General features: G+C 37.1%; 14 protein-coding genes and 3 pseudogenes. 2 read left to right on the forward strand and 15 right to left on the reverse strand.

Annotated elements, in window-relative coordinates; genetic code table 11:
• Positions 1–73: 73 nt before the first annotated feature.
• From MHB53_RS10865 to MHB53_RS26360, 9 genes and pseudogenes are all read right to left on the reverse strand, one after another.
• On the reverse strand, positions 74–718 hold the full coding sequence (locus tag MHB53_RS10865; RefSeq protein ID WP_340918041.1) for an HD domain-containing protein: 645 nt from the start codon (positions 716–718) through the stop codon (positions 74–76).
• A gap of 707 nt (positions 719–1,425) precedes the next feature.
• Positions 1,426–3,018, reverse strand: coding sequence for a glycoside hydrolase family 32 protein (locus MHB53_RS10870; protein ID WP_340918043.1), 1,593 nt, complete (start codon positions 3,016–3,018; stop codon positions 1,426–1,428).
• Positions 3,019–3,409: 391 nt separating this feature from the next.
• Positions 3,410–3,802, reverse strand: coding sequence for an acetylxylan esterase (locus MHB53_RS10875; RefSeq protein WP_340918045.1), 393 nt, complete (start codon positions 3,800–3,802; stop codon positions 3,410–3,412).
• Positions 3,803–3,894: 92 nt separating this feature from the next.
• A complete protein-coding gene (locus tag MHB53_RS10880; RefSeq protein WP_340918046.1) occupies positions 3,895–6,360 on the reverse strand; it encodes a beta-mannosidase in 2,466 nt (821 codons plus the stop codon).
• Between the two features lie 18 nt (positions 6,361–6,378).
• Positions 6,379–7,239, reverse strand: a complete 861-nt coding sequence (locus MHB53_RS10885) for a glycoside hydrolase family 113 (RefSeq protein WP_340918048.1) — start codon at positions 7,237–7,239, stop codon at positions 6,379–6,381.
• Positions 7,240–7,331: 92 nt separating this feature from the next.
• Positions 7,332–7,814: an ATP-binding cassette domain-containing protein gene (locus tag MHB53_RS10890; protein ID WP_340918050.1), complete on the reverse strand. Its 483-nt coding sequence runs from the start codon at positions 7,812–7,814 to the stop codon at positions 7,332–7,334.
• Positions 7,815–7,821: 7 nt separating this feature from the next.
• Positions 7,822–8,151, reverse strand: a complete 330-nt coding sequence (locus tag MHB53_RS10895; protein WP_340918052.1) for a hypothetical protein — start codon at positions 8,149–8,151, stop codon at positions 7,822–7,824.
• Between the two features lie 301 nt (positions 8,152–8,452).
• Entirely contained in the window at positions 8,453–8,785 is a 333-nt protein-coding gene (locus MHB53_RS10900; RefSeq protein WP_340918054.1) for a glycoside hydrolase family 113, read from the reverse strand.
• A pseudogene (locus MHB53_RS26360) lies at positions 8,770–9,327 on the reverse strand (glycoside hydrolase family 113). The gene MHB53_RS10900 and the pseudogene MHB53_RS26360 overlap by 16 nt, the downstream one beginning before the upstream one ends.
• A 348-nt stretch (positions 9,328–9,675) precedes the next feature.
• Between MHB53_RS26360 and MHB53_RS10910 the strand changes: the two are divergent.
• Entirely contained in the window at positions 9,676–11,826 is a 2,151-nt protein-coding gene (locus tag MHB53_RS10910; protein WP_340918057.1) for an alpha-galactosidase, read from the forward strand.
• A 171-nt stretch (positions 11,827–11,997) separates the two neighbouring features.
• On the opposite strand, the pseudogene MHB53_RS10915 reads toward MHB53_RS10910, so the two are convergent.
• The 3 genes and pseudogenes from MHB53_RS10915 to MHB53_RS10925 all read right to left on the reverse strand — a co-directional run.
• A pseudogene (locus MHB53_RS10915) lies at positions 11,998–12,188 on the reverse strand (carbohydrate ABC transporter permease); the annotation flags it as partial.
• A pseudogene (locus MHB53_RS10920) lies at positions 12,188–12,376 on the reverse strand (carbohydrate ABC transporter substrate-binding protein); the annotation flags it as partial. The pseudogenes MHB53_RS10920 and MHB53_RS10915, both read right to left, overlap by 1 nt.
• A gap of 378 nt (positions 12,377–12,754) precedes the next feature.
• Positions 12,755–13,126 carry a hypothetical protein gene (locus MHB53_RS10925; RefSeq protein WP_340918059.1) on the reverse strand — a complete coding sequence of 124 codons (372 nt, stop codon included), beginning with the start codon at positions 13,124–13,126 and terminating at the stop codon, positions 12,755–12,757.
• 250 nt (positions 13,127–13,376) lie between these two features.
• Between MHB53_RS10925 and MHB53_RS10930 the strand changes: the two genes are divergently transcribed.
• Positions 13,377–14,488, forward strand: a protein-coding gene (locus MHB53_RS10930; protein WP_340915606.1) for an IS3 family transposase whose coding sequence is annotated in 2 segments (ribosomal slippage) — positions 13,377–13,629 and positions 13,629–14,488 — 1,113 coding nt in all. Because the reading frame shifts where the segments join, the coding sequence is not laid out codon by codon here.
• Positions 14,489–14,616: 128 nt separating this feature from the next.
• Here MHB53_RS10930 and MHB53_RS10935 read toward each other — a convergent pair.
• The 3 genes from MHB53_RS10935 to MHB53_RS10945 all read right to left on the reverse strand — a co-directional run bounded on the left by MHB53_RS10935 (position 14,617) and on the right by MHB53_RS10945 (position 18,091).
• A complete protein-coding gene (locus MHB53_RS10935) occupies positions 14,617–15,624 on the reverse strand; it encodes a substrate-binding domain-containing protein (RefSeq protein ID WP_340918062.1) in 1,008 nt (335 codons plus the stop codon).
• Positions 15,625–15,746: 122 nt separating this feature from the next.
• Positions 15,747–16,919, reverse strand: coding sequence for a glycoside hydrolase family 130 protein (locus tag MHB53_RS10940; protein WP_340918064.1), 1,173 nt, complete (start codon positions 16,917–16,919; stop codon positions 15,747–15,749).
• A complete protein-coding gene (locus MHB53_RS10945) occupies positions 16,919–18,091 on the reverse strand; it encodes an AGE family epimerase/isomerase (RefSeq protein WP_340918066.1) in 1,173 nt (390 codons plus the stop codon). The genes MHB53_RS10940 and MHB53_RS10945 overlap by 1 nt, the downstream gene beginning before the upstream one ends.
• Positions 18,092–18,474 lie beyond the last annotated feature (383 nt).

Consider the following 18,474-nt stretch of genomic DNA (forward strand, 5'->3'; position numbering starts at 1 on the left):
ACACCTCGATCTTCTATCTCACTTCCATCTTATCAAAATTATTAGAAGGTATTAATACTTTTTTCAAATTCGCTTAGTTTTCACTACTTTCCGAAATCATTTTATGCGTAATGACCGTTAGTTCACTTTGTTCTATAAACCGTTCTTGAAGCATATCTGGTAAAATATAGTCTAAAAAATACTTAACGCACGTCATATCTTTGAATGTAAGAATGGTACTTAATGCTTCCTCATATATTTCAAGAAACAACTCTTCTGGGTTTTCCTTTTGAATTTCCCCGAAGGATTCATACAGCAAATCAATCTTATCTGCTACCGATAAGATACGCCCTTCCAGCGTCTCATCCTTACCTTCCTTCAAACGGTCCAAATAAACCTCTTGAAACTCCATTGGTATTTCTTTTTCCACGAATTTCTTTGTCATCTCTTCCTCAACTTCATTGAAAAGACGTTTTAATTCTTTAGAAGCATATTTTACTGGCGTTTTGATATCTCCAGTAAAAAGCTCTGCATAATCATGATTTAATGCTTTTTCATATAAAAGTCGCCAGTCGACTTGTTCACCAGCTTCTTCCTCTACTGTACCAAGAAACTGAGCTATTTTCGTCACTTTAAAAGAATGGCTGGCAACAGAATGCTCTTGAAATTTAAATTTACCTGGGCAGCGAAAAATCTTCTCCAAATCCGACAAGCTTTTAAAATAATGATGAATTCCCATACTTAACACCCGCCCTTAAGTTATTTACAGGATTGTATCATGAAGAAGCGCTAGTGACAAAAAAGAGAAACTGCACTCACGGATTTATAAGATACTCGCAAGATTTATGAGCCGCATACGAGATTTACGAACCGCTCACGGGATTTACGAGCCACTCACAAGATTTATAAGCCACTCACAAGATTTATAAGCCACTCACGAGATTTACGAGCCACTCACAAGATTTATAAGCCGCTCACAAGATTTATAAGCCACTCACAAGATTTATAAGCCACTCACAAGATTTATAAGCCACTCACGAGATTTATAAGCCACTCACAAGATTTATAAGCCACTCACGAGATTTACGAGCCACTCATAAAGAATACATCTGGTATACTAAATGTAAAAAATTTCCCCTACAACTAAGAGGCTGTCACTTTTCGAGACAGCCTCCATTTTATTGACTTACTTGAGCAATCAATTAAAGTGATTGCAATGTTTGAAACTCCTTGTCCGCAAAACCAGGTAGATGCTCATGACCAAATTCATGATATAAGAGCATTTCTTTTTTAGATGTAATTTTATTGTATGGGCCAACCAGGGAGACTGGCTGGCCTTATCTAATGATACCTCCAACGGTGGTGCAACTTAGACATACGAGATACTCGTTACAATGAAGCTACCTTTGCCGGTAGCAATTGAGCTATTAATGAAAACTGCCACTTTTATTTGTTCCAAATATTATGAAGCTCTGCAACTTTCAATTCTCTAATTTCAACATTGTTATCTATAGCCTTCAGTTCAATATTGTTAATGTTGTAATCCTGAATATGGCTCATACACATGTATGCTTTACCGCCATTTATATAGATCTCAGTCACAATTGTATCGACAAGGATTCGTAACTCTATGCAGTCATCATAGAGTTCCGCAGGGGCGAGGCTGTCTAAGCTCTTCAGTTCATTCTTACTACCGTTATACTCTAGGGTGAGTCCAAAGATAGAAAAACTGAAGCTTGCAGCGCTCTTTGGAGAAAGCTTTAAGGTTATATCGTATAGCCTTCCTGTTAGCCTTTCTTTATAGGTTGCACCTGAAGCTAGTTCAACATTTTCTATCCTATTGATGTTCTGATATAATCCTTCAATCTCTTTAACAGGATATGTACATAAAAAGATTTCATCTTGAAATGTTTTTAACTGCATCTCACAAGGGAAGTTCATGACGCTGCCAAAGGGCATCGAAGGGATCGTAATGGAACTATGAGCTGTCCTGATTCGACGTCCATCTTTCTTGCTAATATTTGACCAGGATTGTGCGGCATAACCACTATTTCCGTAATTCAGTCTATTCAAATCTGTTTCCGGATTGAATGTATAACCATCAAAGCTACCAATAAAATATTTATCTGATGCTCCGATAAGTACCCACTTGATACTTTTTTCATCACCATCTACCGGAAGGGGATAAAAGTCAGGACACTCCGTTTCATTTGGCATGGTAATTTCCTGAATTTGTGTCCAGTCCAATAGATTTTTTGATGATAAAAGTACAAATTTATTATTATCCAAATAAAGCGCCATGATATAACTGTCATTTGGCTCATAATAAATGACTTTTGGATCCCTGTTACCAGCCACGATTTGCTGTACTAAAGGATTCTTTTCATATTTCTTAAATGTGATACCTTTGTCCGTACTGTAGGCAAGACATTGCGTAAACGGCTGACCCTTAGAGGTTTCAGAGGTGCTTCCTGCCGCAGTATAAAATAGCAAGATAACATCATTCTCATTCTCTTTCAGCCCTGTAGCATTACGAGTGTCTACGATTGCCGCCCCGGAAAACATTGTTCCCGAGAAATCAGGGTACAAGGCAATCTCTTTCTCCGTCCAATGAACTAGGTCACTGCTCACTGCATGTCCCCAATGCATGTTACCCCAGGTACAACCGACAGGATTATACTGGTAGAACATGATATATTCATTCTCATAATGAACTAACCCGTTGGGATCATTCAGCCATCCTCTTTTTGTAGTAAAATGAAACCCCGGCCGATATTTCTCGTTATAAACTCCTTGATCAGGCAGCGCTGCATCAGACTTACGAATGTTCAAGTCTATTTTAGGTAAACAGGTGATCTCCAATTCCGTTCCCTCGAACCGTTCCACATTCACAGAAAACTCGTAATCAGGATCTATAAAATCTAACTGAATCTCAAGATCATAAATCAAAGTTCCATCTGTAAAAAAATTCACTTTCTTCTTTTGAGCATGATAGCTTGCGGGAAAAATCAGATACTTGGAATCACATAAAACTTTCATATATAAAACCTCCATCGTTTAGTTGCTGATATGATAATTCACGAGAAATCGCAATTAAATAAAATCAAGCTTCATAAATAATATAGTTATTCAAGATACGAGTTCAACAGAGAAACCGATAAAAAGGTGAGAATTAACGACATGATAATTTATCTAAAAAACGATACTTGATTTTATCAATTGATAGGTTATATCAATTGATAAAAAACTTGGTTTCTATAATGGTTAAAACACCCTTATTCATCACTTTTCACCTTCTAGGGAAAAGTGTCTTGTTATTACTCTAAACAAGTACACTCCATTAAAACTTATTTCAAGTTATATTCCTTACGAACTTAATCTGCAAATTTCTTATTCTTTAGAAGTATCTATTTTTTTAAGATTAATATAATCATCTTTGCGTTTTCTGGAGCATTAGCACAGCATTACGTTTAACAGTAGGAACAGCTGAGATAATCTTAGCTTGAATATCTTGACCTTTTCCTAAGAGCCAGTCTCCACTATCGACGGAATAACCATGAAATACAGCAAGCCCCGCACCGACCATTTGTATATTTTTTGGTTTTACATATTTACAATGAACTTTTGCTCCGTCCACGCCCTTAAAATATAAATGATAGCAATCTGCAACAACTGATTTTATTTCTTCCGGGACGAGCGCATAGTCTAGTGACTGCCCATTAAGTTCCGCAAGTGTACGTGTCCAATAGTCATCAAAATCTGTAGGTTTTGGACTCTTCCCTTGATAATTTTCAAGTTCATGAAGTGGCATATCAATATGCATGAATCTTACTCTCCATTTGTCATATCGTGATTCTCAGTGTACCCGACCTGTATCTATCATGCCGCGAATACAGTCCTTTTACATAACAACCATTAATACGTATTATAAATACTCCGTATCACTAATTGAGTTTTGAAATCTTCTAGACTTATAATCTCGCTTAAGCTTTCTTTTTGCACTGTAATTTCTCTTACTTCCCCACTTGAGATATCAAAATAATTATCAGCAAACTTACAGTCAGCTTCACTTAAATCAAGCTCAACATATTTGGCTAAACCAGCCTTTGCTTGAATAGAAAGAACGAATTGATCACTTTCTTCACGTACATCTATATGCAATTGTGGATTAACAAACTCAAAATGCTTCGGTTTTACAAATAGAAGGACAGCATTGGAATGAACTTCTCCATCTAATACAAGTTTTGCTTCAAGATACGTGTTTCTCATGCCAGCATCAGAAAGTTGCTTTTCAAAGGAAAGTTCGATGCAATTTTCGGCAGATAACGTGGCTACTTTAGCATCCACACTGCCTTCTTCGAGAATTTCGGATGTATTAGAAAGTAATTTCCACTCTATACGCCCTTGAATATCCTTAAGCGTATCGTTTGTAACGTGAATGGATGCTGTTTTTCCTTCTTCCTCTATCGATAGCAAGATTGGCGAATAAAATTTCTTCGCATAATAATGTAGCGCCTTCCAACGACCAAAACTGTCAATACTTGACCATGATGCAACAGGCCAGCAGTCATTAAGCTGCCAGTATAATGAGCCCATGCAACGCCCCCGATTACGACGCCAATGTTCCACACCATATTTAATCGCTTCAGCCTGTAAAAGCTGAGATGTATATAGTAACGAGTCAAAGTCTTTTGGATAGAGGAAGTTCTCAGATAGATAAAAAAGAATTTTCCCATTGGCTCCGTCATTTTTCTGATGGGTTTCCATCACATGAGAGAAAATATTTCGATCTTCCTGTAGCGTAAATGATTCCACTGTTTTTAATGAAGGAAATGACTGGAATCCAAACTCTGAACAAAAACGAAAGAAAAACTTTCGATATTCTGTAAATGGTTTCAATCCATGCCATACTTCCCAATAATGGACATCGCCTCGATCTGGATCACGTGGCTTGTCAAACCCGCCACCAGATGATGGAGATGATGGCCAATAAAATCTTTCTGGGTCCATTTCTTTCATAATTCCAGGCAAAATAAATTCGAATAGTTTAATATAATCTGTTCTAAGCTTTGGATCTTGTGGCCAGCCCCAATGCTCCCAGCCTTCTTCTGTTTCGTTGTTTCCGCACCAGATTCCAAGACTTGCATGGTGACGCAGGCGTTTCACATTATCTGCTACTTCTTTTTTCACCGTATCTAAAAATTCATCTGTCAGGTCATATGCACTGCAAGCAAACATGAAATCTTGCCAAACAATTAGTCCAAGTCGGTCGCATAGGTCGAAGAAATAATCCTCTGGATAATGGCCACCACCCCAGATGCGTACCATATTAAAGTTGGCTTCCACACTGTCTTTTAATAGACGCTCTGTTTTTTCAACAGAATTTCTAGCCAAAATATTATCTTCCGGAATATAGTTGGCACCCATTGCAAAAATAGATAGGCCATTCACATAGAATTCAAATGATTTTCCGTACTCATCTGGCTCATGTTTTACTTCAATCGTGCGTAGTCCGATATTAAAATCTTTTCCATCAAGCTTGTAACTATTTCTATCCAATACAGATACTTCTACTTTATATAACGGCTGTGCTCCATATCCATTTGGCCACCAAAGATCTGGACTTTTCACATCAAATGTGATGACCTCTTTCAGTTTTGCTTGATTAATATTCTTTATTTCTACTTCACCATTCGGGCTTATCATCTTCACTTCCAGCTGAACGTTACTCGCTTGATCCCATTCAATAAGCTCCGTACGCACACTTAGCTGTACTTCATTCTCGGCGTGTATTTGTGTAATATACACATCATCAAGTTTCGCGGTCTTCCATGCATGAATAGAAATATTTCTCCAAATCCCCATGTCAGGAATTTTCGGTCCCCAGTCCCAGCCAAACATATAATGCGCTTTTCTTAAATGTGGGTAGCCTTCCACTGCGTGTTCTACACCAGCTAAAGGACGCTCTTTTTGTTGCTCTTGAATATAATGAAGTGGAGAAGCAAATTTCACTGTAATTTCATTATCCCCAGCTGTCAAAAATTGCTGTACATCAATTTCATATGTGCGATGCATATTATTTGTTGTTCCTACAACCTCACCATTGATAATAATCTCAGCAAGCGTATCGACACCTTCACACAGAAGAACAATTTGATCATTTGTTAGTAGTTCTTCTTTAACTGTGAATGTTCTCGTATACGTATAATCATTGGCAGCGATATCTAAACCGATATTTTCATTGTCCCGATAAAAGGGATCTTCGATTTTACCGTGTTCTAGCAAATCATTCATGACCGAACCTGGAACCCAGACATCAAGCCATTCCGCTGTTCCTGTTTCTTGCATTTTCCATTGACCATTTAAATCCACTTTTAACATTTTCCCCAATCCCCCAAATTACATTTCAGAATAAAATGCTTTAATTGTCTTTTCAGCAGGTTTTCCAAATACATCATATCCATCATTTTGCGGCGCATCATTTTCATCGTATAAAAAAGCACTCCAATCCCATAAACCAAATCCCTTTACCCAAGTCCGCTCCTTCGTTTTCTCAAACATCATTTTGTAAAATTCATTCTGTTCTTCCATGTTGACACTGCCCTCATGTCCCCAGTCATTCGGAATAAAGGAAGAGTCCGTTCTGCTTGGACACCCTGCCTCATAAATAGGATAGTAGCCGCTAGAGGAAATAATATCGACCGCATCCCACCATTTCACATTGCCTTCTTGATATTTATCTGTGTTATACGTAATTGGACCTGTGTACACTTCTTTAACCGCTTTACACAGTTGTCTCCATTCATAATCTCGGCGCTCCGTTTGTACCATTTCACAGCCTACGATCATCATTTCACACTTTGTTTCTTCTGCAATTTTTGCATAGTGAAGCTGGTAATCTGTATAGCTTTTGAACCATTCGTACCATTTAGGTTCGCATGGTACGTCTAAATCAAAGAAATTAATATGTGCTCGCCAAGTACCATTTCTCACGTTAACAGTCGGTTTCATAATCACCTTTAAATCAAGACTGCGCGCGTACTCGATCAAACTGACAAATTCTTCATCTTCTGGCATATGCGCACCTGTATAATCAATTTCTGTTGAGTGTGGCGTATCCTGTAAAGCCGCAAACGCAATGATCACGTGATCACTATTTGTCCGTTCCTTCATTAAACGCAAAGACTTCCTCGCTTCTTCTTTATAAAAATCTCCCTTTTTACAAATCCATCCATAAGTAAACCCCTTAATATAATCCATTTCTGTTTTTCCCCCTCTCGCTGCATACCTATATATTTTGTAAATTGTAAAAGTAACTTTTATTGACCATTAACTCTTCGAACGTTCCACAATCAACTATTTTCCTTTTTCCATGACAACAATCCTATCTGCACTTCGGATCGTTGATAGTCGATGTGCGACAATAAAAGTGGTTCAACCCTTAGATTATGTGTCCAATGCTTGTTGAATATGAAACTCTGATTTCTTATCGAGGGGGCAGACGTTGCCTCGTCAATAAGAATAATTATCGGATCACGGATAAGTGCCCGTGTAATTGCAAATCGCTGGTTTTGACCACCAGAAAGCTTACTTCCATGTTCACCAACTTGCGAATGTATTCCCTCTGGAAATTGCGCAATCACATCTTGTAAATTGGCCACTTCAATCGCCCGGCACAGTTTATCTTCACTTACAGTCGGTAATCCATATGTAATATTGTCTTTAATTGTTCCCGAGAACAAGATCTTATTTTGTAGGACCATCGCAAGTGACTTTCGGTATTTTCTAATTGAATTGTCTTCAATCGAAATCCCATCGATTTCGATCCTTCCCACCTGTGCTTTATAAAATCCAATAATCAAATTTAAAATCGTCGAATTCCCCAGATCCCGATTCTCCTACAAAAGCAATTGTTTCAACCGATTTTACATCGAGTGTGAACGACTTAATAAGCGCATGGCTATCAGAATTAGGATATTTAAAAGCAACATTACGGAACGAAATATCTCCCTTTAATGGCTCTAGAAATTTTTTTCCTTTAAATTTTTCTGTATCATGTGATAGTAGAATTTCCGTTACAGAAAATAATGATTCAAAACCTTTTGCGATGATTTGACAAACATTTAATATCCCGCTTACCGCTCCAAGAATTAAAGTAAAAAAGTTTTCCAAAATGTTCCGATATATAACCTTAATAAAATGCCGGATGGCTTCACTTTAGAGACAGTTTCATCGTTGAAAAGCTGAATATATTCTATGGAAGTCTCTTCAAGTTTTGTCATACAAATACCTCGGTTCTTTCTTCAAACTTTGTATATTATTTAATTAATAATCTGTGTAAACACGCGTTTAATACTTTTTAAAAATAGATTCTTGTTTTTTATCTTTATGCCCCCACACCTGTAATACTATCTCAGTTATATGGCGAACGAAGCAGGTTTAAAGCAAGTGTTAAATGGTTTACTTCATAATATTACCGATTTACATACCACTCTTTTAATGTTTGTTCCGCTTTTTTGCCATAGATATCAAAACCTTTATCTAGCTTAGCTTCTTCTAGCGGATACAGATTTGTGCTCCAATCCCACCAGAAAAATCCGGCAAACCATGGTTCATCCCAAAATGCTTCCATTACAGATCTATAGAAATTATTTTGCTCCTCTTGATGAAATGGAAGTTCTATTTGTTCAAAATCCCAAGGCATAGTTGCGCAGCCTTCTGCACTTCTGCAACCAATCTCCATAAATATAATAGGTTTATTAAATTGATAATGTAATTTTTCAATTCGGACTACTCTCGTTTCCAATTTTTCAGCATCGTTTCATAGCTATCGTTCGGTTTTTCACCTACTGGATAGTAGGCACTCGTCCCAATAATATCGATTTTATCAAACCACTTAATCCCATCTTCTTTTCCATGGTTAGCGTTATATACAATTGGCCCATTGTATACGCTTCTCACTTTTTTAATCACATGCTCCCAATGAGTCGTCTGAGATTCTGTACAACCATCTCACAGCCAATACAAAACATTTCGCAGCCTAATTCCTCAAATAACTCCGCATAATGCATTAGAAAATTCGTATATGACTGAAACCAGCTTTGCCAGTATTCATATACGTCATGTGGGGAGCCTATTCTCGCTCTCCAAAGACCGTCTTTTGAATTGACTACAGACTTCAAACAAACTTTCATCCCTAGCCTTTTTGCTTTTTACTGCAAAAATAATATCACTGTCGGACATCGTAAATCCGTAATCAAAGTTTATTTCTGTTGAAAAAATTGTTTTTTGATATGTATAAAAAGATAACGCTATCCATTCGCTACCCGTTTTTTTAACTTTTCTAATGACTCTACAGCCTCAGGAGTTCTATATGCACCTCTTGATGAATTCCACCCATAAGTCATTCCCTTAATGAGTAATTCCTTCACCTTTCATTCCTCCCTAATCATAATCTTACCTAACAAAAACACTTTATATCCAGAGACAGACATGCTAATTAGCAACTTTCTATTAATCTGTTATAATATAAATATTAACTTAATCGTTAACCTTATGCAATTGTTTTTTTAAGATCAAGCATTTCACCAGATTACCTTAGCATCATTCCATATACTAATTTGACTCCTAAGCTTATTATCAATAAAGAAGAAGCCTTACCGTTTTTAGTAATTACTTTTAAAGGAGTTTTGTATAATGACAATCTATCATCAAGAGAAGTTCAACATTTTTCATCTTCAATCAAAGGAAATGAGTTATATTATTCAAATTGTGAATGGCGCACCAGCGCATGCTTATTGGGGAAAAAAATTGCGTAACGAAGCTAGTTTAGATCACTTTTTAGCTCCTCGACTGGAGGATACGCTTGATAGACTTCCCCAAGAATATCCACAATATGGGTCAGGTGACTTTAGAAACCCTGCTTATCAAGTTAAGTTAAATGATGGTAGTAGAATAACTGAATTAATATATAAAGACTTTAAAATAATAAAAGGAAAGCCTGAACTAAAAGGTCTACCTTCTGTTTATTCAGAGGCGGATAAAGAAGCAGAAACATTAGAACTTGAATTACATGATGAATATTGTGGTTTAACTGTTTATTTAAGCTATACAGTTTTTGCCGATCATAATGCCATCGCTCGTTCTACTCGCTTCGTCCATGAAGGAAAAAAGACCGTAAGCTTAACGCGCGCATTGAGCGCTAGCATTGATTTTCATGATGATAATTTTGAGATGATGTACCTTTCTGGGGCATGGGCAAGAGAAGCACAAGTTCAAAGAAAATCGCTATCACCAGGATCAATTGTGATTGACAGCAAACGCGGTGTTAGTAGCCACCAGTTAAATCCATTCGTTGCATTAATGCGACCTGATGCTGAGGAAGACCATGGCGATGTTTACGGATTCAGTCTCGTGTATAGCGGAAGCTTTTTAGCTGAGGCAGAGGTCGATCAATTTTTCAACACAAGATTATCCATTGGGATTAACCCTTTTGATTTCGGATGGAAGTTAGAGCCAGGAAAAGATTTTCAAACACCGGAGACAATTATGGTTTATTCAGCAAAAGGCATCGGTGGCATGTCTAGAACATACCACCGCTTATACCGGACACGCCTAGCAAGAGGGAATTTCCGTGATCAAACTAGACCAATCCTTGTAAATAACTGGGAAGCGACTTATTTTGATTTTAATGCGGACAAAATCGAATCAATTGCCAAAGCTGGAGCAGAGCTTGGGATTGAACTATTCGTATTAGATGATGGCTGGTTTGGCAAAAGAAATGACGACACAACCTCACTCGGAGATTGGTTTGAAGATCAACAAAAATTGCCGGATGGTCTTGAAGATTTAGCTAATCGAGTAAAATCTACCGGACTTCAGTTTGGTCTTTGGGTAGAACCTGAAATGATTTCTCCAGACAGCGAACTATATAGAAAACATCCAGACTGGTGCTTACATGTAGCTGGAAGACGCCGTACATTGTTGAGAACACAAAGTGTCCTAGATTTTTCCAGAAAAGAAGTAATCGATTATATTTTTGATTCATTAAGTGATATTTTTACTCGTGTTCCCATTTCTTATATTAAATGGGACATGAATAGGTATTTAACGGAAATAGGCTCTGTAGAGTGGCCAGCTGATCAACAAAGCGAAATCGCCCATCGCTATGTACTTGGTTTATACGAATTGCTTGAACGCTTAACAGCCAAGTTCCCACATATTTTATTTGAAAGTTGCTCTAGTGGTGGTGGACGCTTTGACCCAGGCATGCTTTACTATATGCCACAAACTTGGACAAGCGATACAACAGACGCTATTGAGCGATTAAAAATTCAATATGGAACAAGCCTTGTCTATCCAATTAGTTCCATTGGCGCACATGTGTCTTCGATACCAAACCATCAAGTCGGAAGAATGGCATCATTAACAACACGTGGAAACGTAGCTATGTCGGGTAATTTTGGTTACGAAATGGACTTACGAACGTTCACAGATGAAGAAAAAAGCATCGCTAAGCAACAAGTAGCAATGTATAAGGAAATTCGCCCACTCGTCCAAACCGGAGATTTTTACCGTTTAAAAAGTCCTTTTACCGGACATGAAGCCGCATGGATGTTTGTTTCTACCGATAAACGAGAAGCATTGGTATTTTATTTCAAAATACTCGCAGAACCGCATATGCCTCACACACGCCTTATCCTAAAAGGCTTGAATCCTGATGTGAATTATATGTCAGAACAAGATGAACTTATCTATGGCGGGGATCAGCTGCTAGCTGCCGGCATCAACCTACCTAAACTGCATGGGGATTATGCTAGTACTTGGTTCAAACTCACAGCTAAATAAGAAAGTCCCAATCGAAGGCATTTTCCCACTTTGATTGCACATGTATTACGTCGGAGGAGGTACAGAAAAATTTTTATGTACTTGTATCTCTAAAATTAATACTTAATTTCAAATATAAAAAGCTCCATTTCCAGCAGCTAGCTGAAATGGAGCTTTTAGATTATCTACTAATTATTTTACTGATCCTTGCGCAAATCCATTGTATATATATATCTTTGCAAGGCTAAAAATGCAATTAACGTCGGGATAATCGCAATCATGATTCCCGCAGAAACGACCTCCCACTGAGATCCATATGGTCCTTTAAATTTGAACAGAGCAGTGGAAATTACATTTAAATCAGTCTTCGGCATGTAAAGGAATGCACCTTAACATTCGGATGTTTTTCATTAAATTTCTTTGCATAATCTTGGAATACAGTGTCAACAATGTCCGTCCTTTGTGTAATAACAGTAATCTCGCCACTTAGACCTTCCTCACTAGTACCTTTTTCCCCTGATGATTTTTTATCTGAACAACCTACAAGAGCAACAAGAAAGACGAGCGACATAGTAAGCAAAGCAAAAAACCTTTTCCCCCTCATGACGAAACCCCTTCCTTTTCTTTATATTAAATTAACGTTAAGCTTAATTATAATTTATCTCCAAGGTTTTAACTTGTCAATTACTTTATTTTACTATTTAAACAAAGTTACTAATTAACTTTGTTGAATTGTATCCTTCATCCTTATATTGCTAAAAGTATATAGAATGCTGAGCCCATATAGAAAAGGACCAAAAAACAAGAAAAATGCAAAATTTACGTACGCCGCAATAAATAGAAGTACGGTTGCTATGAGAACAGCCCCTGTATGCACAAACTTCTTTACCAAAGAATAGAACGAATGTACTATTGCTTGTTTCATGTTCATTCGAGAAAACGCGAGATATTAAATAGCATAAGCCAAAAGCACAAATGTCATTGTAAAAAAGTAAAACGCAGCAATTGTCAATGCAGCTGCCAAGCTATTGTCCTGCATATTAAGTGAAAATAAAACGGACCAAAAAACGATGATTATGAAGGAAAATAAAAAGGATGGAAATTTGTAACGTGAATAGCGAAGCCAATACTTTTTAAACAACACAGCTACTTCATCACGTTCTTTATTATCCTTTACTTCACGAATTGTCAAAATCAATGCACATCCCGCTGGAATCAATCCATAAATAACCCATCCTCTAACGAGATAAAGCCAGAAGTATAAACTAACCTTTAAATATGAATATAACTGATGAAAAAAGGAATATAATTTACTATTCAATATAGACTTCTCCCTTGTTTAAACTTAAGTTTCTTTTGAGAACGATGAAGAAACAAGGTATACTAACTACCTTGTTCTCCTTTAGGATTCTCAAAATTCACTCTCGTTGAACTTTACTTTCCTTTTATCGCAGATTAACAGGCAGTAAAACCCCCACTTCAAGACTTAGAGAATGGATGGGCTACACTAAGTTAGACAATAAAATTAAGGTCTTGTAGAATACAACTAACAGAAATAAGGAGAATCTACAATGACCCAAAAAAGAGCCAGAAGAACGTTCACAAAAGAATTTAAAGGCCAGATGGTACAACTTTTTGAAAATGGAAAACCAAGAGCTGACATCATCCGTGAATATGATTTGACTGCTTCAGCATTCGACAAATGGGTGAAACAAACTCAGTCTTCGGGATCCTTCAGTGAGAAAGACAACCGAACTCCTGAAGAGGCGGAGTTAATCAAGTTACGTAAGGAAAATCAACGCCTGATGATGGAGAATGATATTTTAAAGCAAGCCGCGCTGATTATGGGACGAAAGTAGATGTGATTCGTAGTAACCGACACAAATACTCGGTATCAGCAATGTGTGACGTCCTTACCATTCCAAGAAGTACTTTTTACTATGAACCTATTGAGAAACCACCCGAAGACGAACTCGTCGAACAAATTCGATCTATTTTCATCTCGAGTCGAAGCAATTATGGGACCCGTAAAATCAAAGTGGAACTCGAAAAGTTAGGTTTCGTTGTTTCCAGAAGACGTATTGGCCGAACTATGCGAGAGCAAGGTCTTGTATCGAACTATACTGTAGCTCAATTCAAGCCATTCAAAGAAAAGTGTAACGAAGAGCCTGTGAAAAATGTATTGAATAGAAAATTTAATGATCAAGAAGAATTGGCCGTTGTCGTTAGCGATCTAACCTACGTACGTGTGAACGGAAAGTGGAATTACGTATGTTTATTTGTCGATCTTTTTAACCGAGAAATCATTGGACATAGTGCGGGTCCCAATAAAACTGCTGAATTGGTTTACAAAGCGTTATCAAGCATTGATAGACGGCTAGATGACATTCAAATATTCCACACTGATCGCGGGAATGAATTTAAAAACAAATTAATAGATAGAGCCCTAAAAACCTTTGGAATCGAACGATCTTTAAGCATGAAAGGCTGCCCCTACGATAACGCAGTGGCAGAAGCAATGTTCAAAGTGTTCAAGACGGAATTTGCGAATGGTGCACACTTTGAAAGCCTTGACCAGCTCCTACTTGAACTTAGAGATTACGTGAATTGGTTCAACAAGTTTAGAATACACGGCACACTCGATTACAAAAGTCCAGTAGAATACAGATTACAGACCTTATAATTTTTGTTCAGTTTACTGTTGACAATCCAGAAATCTAAGAAGGATAAGTGGGGGATAACTGCCCGTAAAGGCCCGATTGGTTCAACTAACCATCAGTGGGGGATGACCCCCCCCCACTGATGGAAGTTTCACTTTATATTTTTAACAGAATCGCGATAGATAATTTTCCCCTTGATTTGCACTCGACCATGCTTTTTATCCTTTTTTCCAATTTTCTCATGGATAAACTTAACTGCCGTATTTGACATTTCTTCCACATCAACCTCTACAGTAGTTAGTCCAGGCTCAGAAATAGAAGCAAAGATATCGTTGTCGAAACCGACTACTGAAAAGTCATCAGGTACATGATAACCACTTTCCTTTAATTCACTAATTAAATTATGAGCAACTTGGTCACAATTGCATACAAACGCAGTAGGCAGCTCTTTAGGCAACTCAATATCTATATACGTCCCATATTCGTCACGGTCATTAATAAGGAAGTTATTATTAAGTTTAATGCCATGTTCTAACAATGATTTATAATAACCGAGAAATCGATCTTGAATACTACTTGTAGAATACAAATTACCTACATATGCAATTTTTTCATGACCACTTCTAATTAAATAATTAGTTAAGTCATATGCCCCATAGAAATTATCAGTAATAACTGCATCAATATCAGCATGTTCATCATAAAAATCCATAAATACAGTTGGTATATCTATCTTTTGAAGCGTTTGGATATACGTTTTTTTAATTTGTCCTAGAATAATAAAGCCATCTACTTTCTGCTCTAAGTAAATTCTTGGCAAAATTAACTTTTCTTCATCCTCTGCACTCATTATATGCAATATGCCGTAATAACCTTGTTTCTCCAATACTTTTGAAATGGATTGGTAAAAGTTTAAATAAAACGATTGGTTTAACCCTGTGAACCTTTCCGGAATTATTACGCCGATATTAAAAGATAGTCCATCTTTCATTGACCGTGCTGCCGTATTGTAACGGTAGCCCATTTTTTCAGCAAGACCTTTAATCTTTTCCTTTAAATCATCACTTACTCCCTCTTTGTCATTTAGCGCTTTTGAAACGGTAACGCTACTGACGCCCATTTTTTCAGCGATATCTTTCATCGTCACATTATTTTTCATATGAACACTCCTCACCTACTACAACAATGGAACTTAATTTTTCCATAGATTTATTGACCTACCGTTAATATACATTGTTACGGCCATTTATTCCATGCTGATTATCGCAGACTACCGAAATGTTACTTAAGCAGTTCATTATTTTTTTCAATTAATGCGTTGCGTAACGCTGCGCTTTCTAATGATCGGAACGGATCCTCCGGTGTATTAAACGTATAATCTATTAGCTTCTCAATCGTAGTTGTTGCAACATGGATGCGCGTGTCACTTGAAGCATAATAAATGAACACTTCATTATGTTCATTTACAACCGCACCATTACAGAAAATAACATTAGACACATCACCCACACGTTCATTGTCGTATGGAGAAATAAAATATCCTCCTGGCTTCGCGATAATTTTCGCAGGATCCTCTAGGCTTGTTGCGAAAACATATAATACATATCGCAGGCCAGCCGCAGTGTTACGCACGCCGTGAGCGATATGAATCCAACCTTTTTCTGTTTTAATCGGTGCAGGCCCTTGGCCGTTTTTCGCTTCACATACCGTGTGATATTTTCTTTCATCTATAACTGTTTCAGATGCGATTACAGGTTTTTTAATATCCTCGCAAACCCCAAATGCAATTCCGCCACCAGATCCCGTAGAAATAAATCCATCTTGCGGGCGTGTGTAGAATGCATATTTCCCATCAATAAATTCAGGATGTAGAACAACATTTCGTTGCTGTGGGGACGGTGTCTGGATGTTCGGAAGACGTTCCCAACTTTTTAAATCTTTTGTTCTAACTAAGGCAGCTTGGGCTACTGCACTAGATGTGTCAAACGGATCAGCGTCAGGGTCTTTACTTTCGGAACAGTAAATTCCATAAATCCAACCATCTTCATGCTTTACTAGCCTCATATCGTATATATTCGTTTCTTCTTTATCAATATCTTCCCATACGAGCGGCGTGTCAATAAATCTGAACTGATCGATACCATTATCACTTACTGCCAAAGCAAAAATAGATTTACGATCATGGCCTTCCGTCCGAACAACCATGTAATATTTACCTTCAAAATAAATAGCTCCAGGATTAAAAGCGGCGTTAATACCTAGTCTTTCCATGAAATGGGGATTCGTTTCTTTATTTACATCAAATCTCCAATGGATCGGCACATGATGACGCGTAATAACAGGATATTTATATCGTTCAAAAATCCCATTATAGAAATCTACATCTTTTTCATTTATTCTAGTCAAAAATTTTTCTTGTTTCTCCACTAATTGATAGTAAGTTTCATGTATCATTATTTAGCCACCCTCTCCATTATTTCTAAACAAAATCTGCCATTATGATATGAGGCTTTCCACGGATCTCCCACATTAAGCTGGAGCGGATTGCCTTCCAGATCTACTGCCCATAACCACTCGCCTTTTTCTCTACAGTCGATGATTTTTTTTTGTATGTATTGCCATAGACCCTCAGCAAGTTCAAGGAATTTTTCATCTTTCGTACGTTCATAGGCATTATAAAATCCTACAATTGCTTCAGCTTGCACCCACCATATCCGTGTTCTGTCTAGCACATTCCCCGCTTGTTCATTAATAAGTGAACCATCCTCTTCGATAGCACATTCTGCAATATTATATGCAATATCAATGACCATTTTGTCATATGCGGGATTCTCGATACCAATTGCTTTGATCGCTTCGTCTATTAGCCAACTTGCTTCGATATCATGACCAAATGACTTAAGATCAATAAGACTGTTCCAATTTTTATCAAAAAACACACCAAGGAATTTTGTTTCACGATTATATATTTTCTCATGCAAAATATATAGTAGATTTGTAATTCTTTCTTTTACCTCTTCTGTTGGCCACACTTTATACAAAGTTGTGTAAGCTTCTAGTACATGAATATGAGTGTTCATCGTAATATCAGCAAGAAGACCATTTTCACTAAGCATTTCATTAGGCATTTCATTCCACTCACGATCAAACTCTTCACGATACGCATTTACTTTCCTATCAAAACCTTTATCTTCAATTAAGAAAAAAAGTTTTTTTGCTAATGCCAATGCTCCCTCATCTTTACTCGCTCGGAAATATTCACTCAAAGCATAAACACCAAATGATTGTGTATAAACATGTTTTCTAGTATTTTTCGGGTTGCCTTTATAATCAACAAGCCAATACAAACCACCGAATTCCTCATCATGGACTTGTTCTTTTAAAAAGTGATACAAATGCTGAGCTGTTTGTATATACGCTTCATTTCCTGTTACTCGGTAAGCAGAAGCAAACGTCCATAAAAACCGCGCAGTCACAATGCCACCTTTATCCGCTTTTTTATCCACAAGTAGGTCATAATCAATTGTTCCAAATATACCCCCGTACTGCTTATCAGTTAATCCCATCCAAAATGGTAAAATTCGTTCAGTTAATTCAATGGAAACTTCACTTTTTAACTTATTCACCTGTGCACCCCTTCATGTATTAATTAATCGGTAACCTTATAAATTAAGTTTACTTTGCGGGTTAAAGTTTGTCAATAAGGTTAGAGATAAAGACTAAGCTGACTTTTTTTAGGAATACTTTAAGGAGGGAACTTCTCTTTATATTGTCATTTCGATCAATCTTTATTAAATCTCTCTTTTACCTTCTGTTACATCATTTAAAAATCATTGTACTCTCTTCACACGATTGAACCTTCTAAATATAAAAAGTGGTTTCCTGTATACCGCTCTTTTAACGGCTTACAGATAACCACTTTTCAATTAATATATTTTACATTCAACACTTTCAATAAATGTGGCGAAGACTATGAAATCAATTTAATTTCACTTTTCGATTTTCCCCA

Origin of the sequence: Bacillus sp. FSL K6-3431 (genome assembly GCF_038002605.1) — a bacterium.
GTDB lineage: Bacteria > Bacillota > Bacilli > Bacillales > Bacillaceae_C > Lederbergia.

Bases quoted from the DNA above. Each gene is read 5' to 3' on its own strand.
- MHB53_RS10865 (WP_340918041.1), bottom strand. From the start codon at position 718: ATGGGAATTCATCATTATTTTAAAAGCTTGTCGGATTTGGAGAAGATT.
- MHB53_RS10870 (WP_340918043.1), bottom strand. From the start codon at position 3,018: ATGAAAGTTTTATGTGATTCCAAGTATCTGATTTTTCCCGCAAGCTAT.
- MHB53_RS10875 (WP_340918045.1), bottom strand. From the start codon at position 3,802: ATGCATATTGATATGCCACTTCATGAACTTGAAAATTATCAAGGGAAG.
- MHB53_RS10880 (WP_340918046.1), bottom strand. From the start codon at position 6,360: ATGTTAAAAGTGGATTTAAATGGTCAATGGAAAATGCAAGAAACAGGA.
- MHB53_RS10885 (WP_340918048.1), bottom strand. From the start codon at position 7,239: ATGGATTATATTAAGGGGTTTACTTATGGATGGATTTGTAAAAAGGGA.
- MHB53_RS10910 (WP_340918057.1), top strand. From the start codon at position 9,676: ATGACAATCTATCATCAAGAGAAGTTCAACATTTTTCATCTTCAATCA.
- MHB53_RS10935 (WP_340918062.1), bottom strand. From the start codon at position 15,624: ATGAAAAATAATGTGACGATGAAAGATATCGCTGAAAAAATGGGCGTC.
- MHB53_RS10940 (WP_340918064.1), bottom strand. From the start codon at position 16,919: ATGATACATGAAACTTACTATCAATTAGTGGAGAAACAAGAAAAATTT.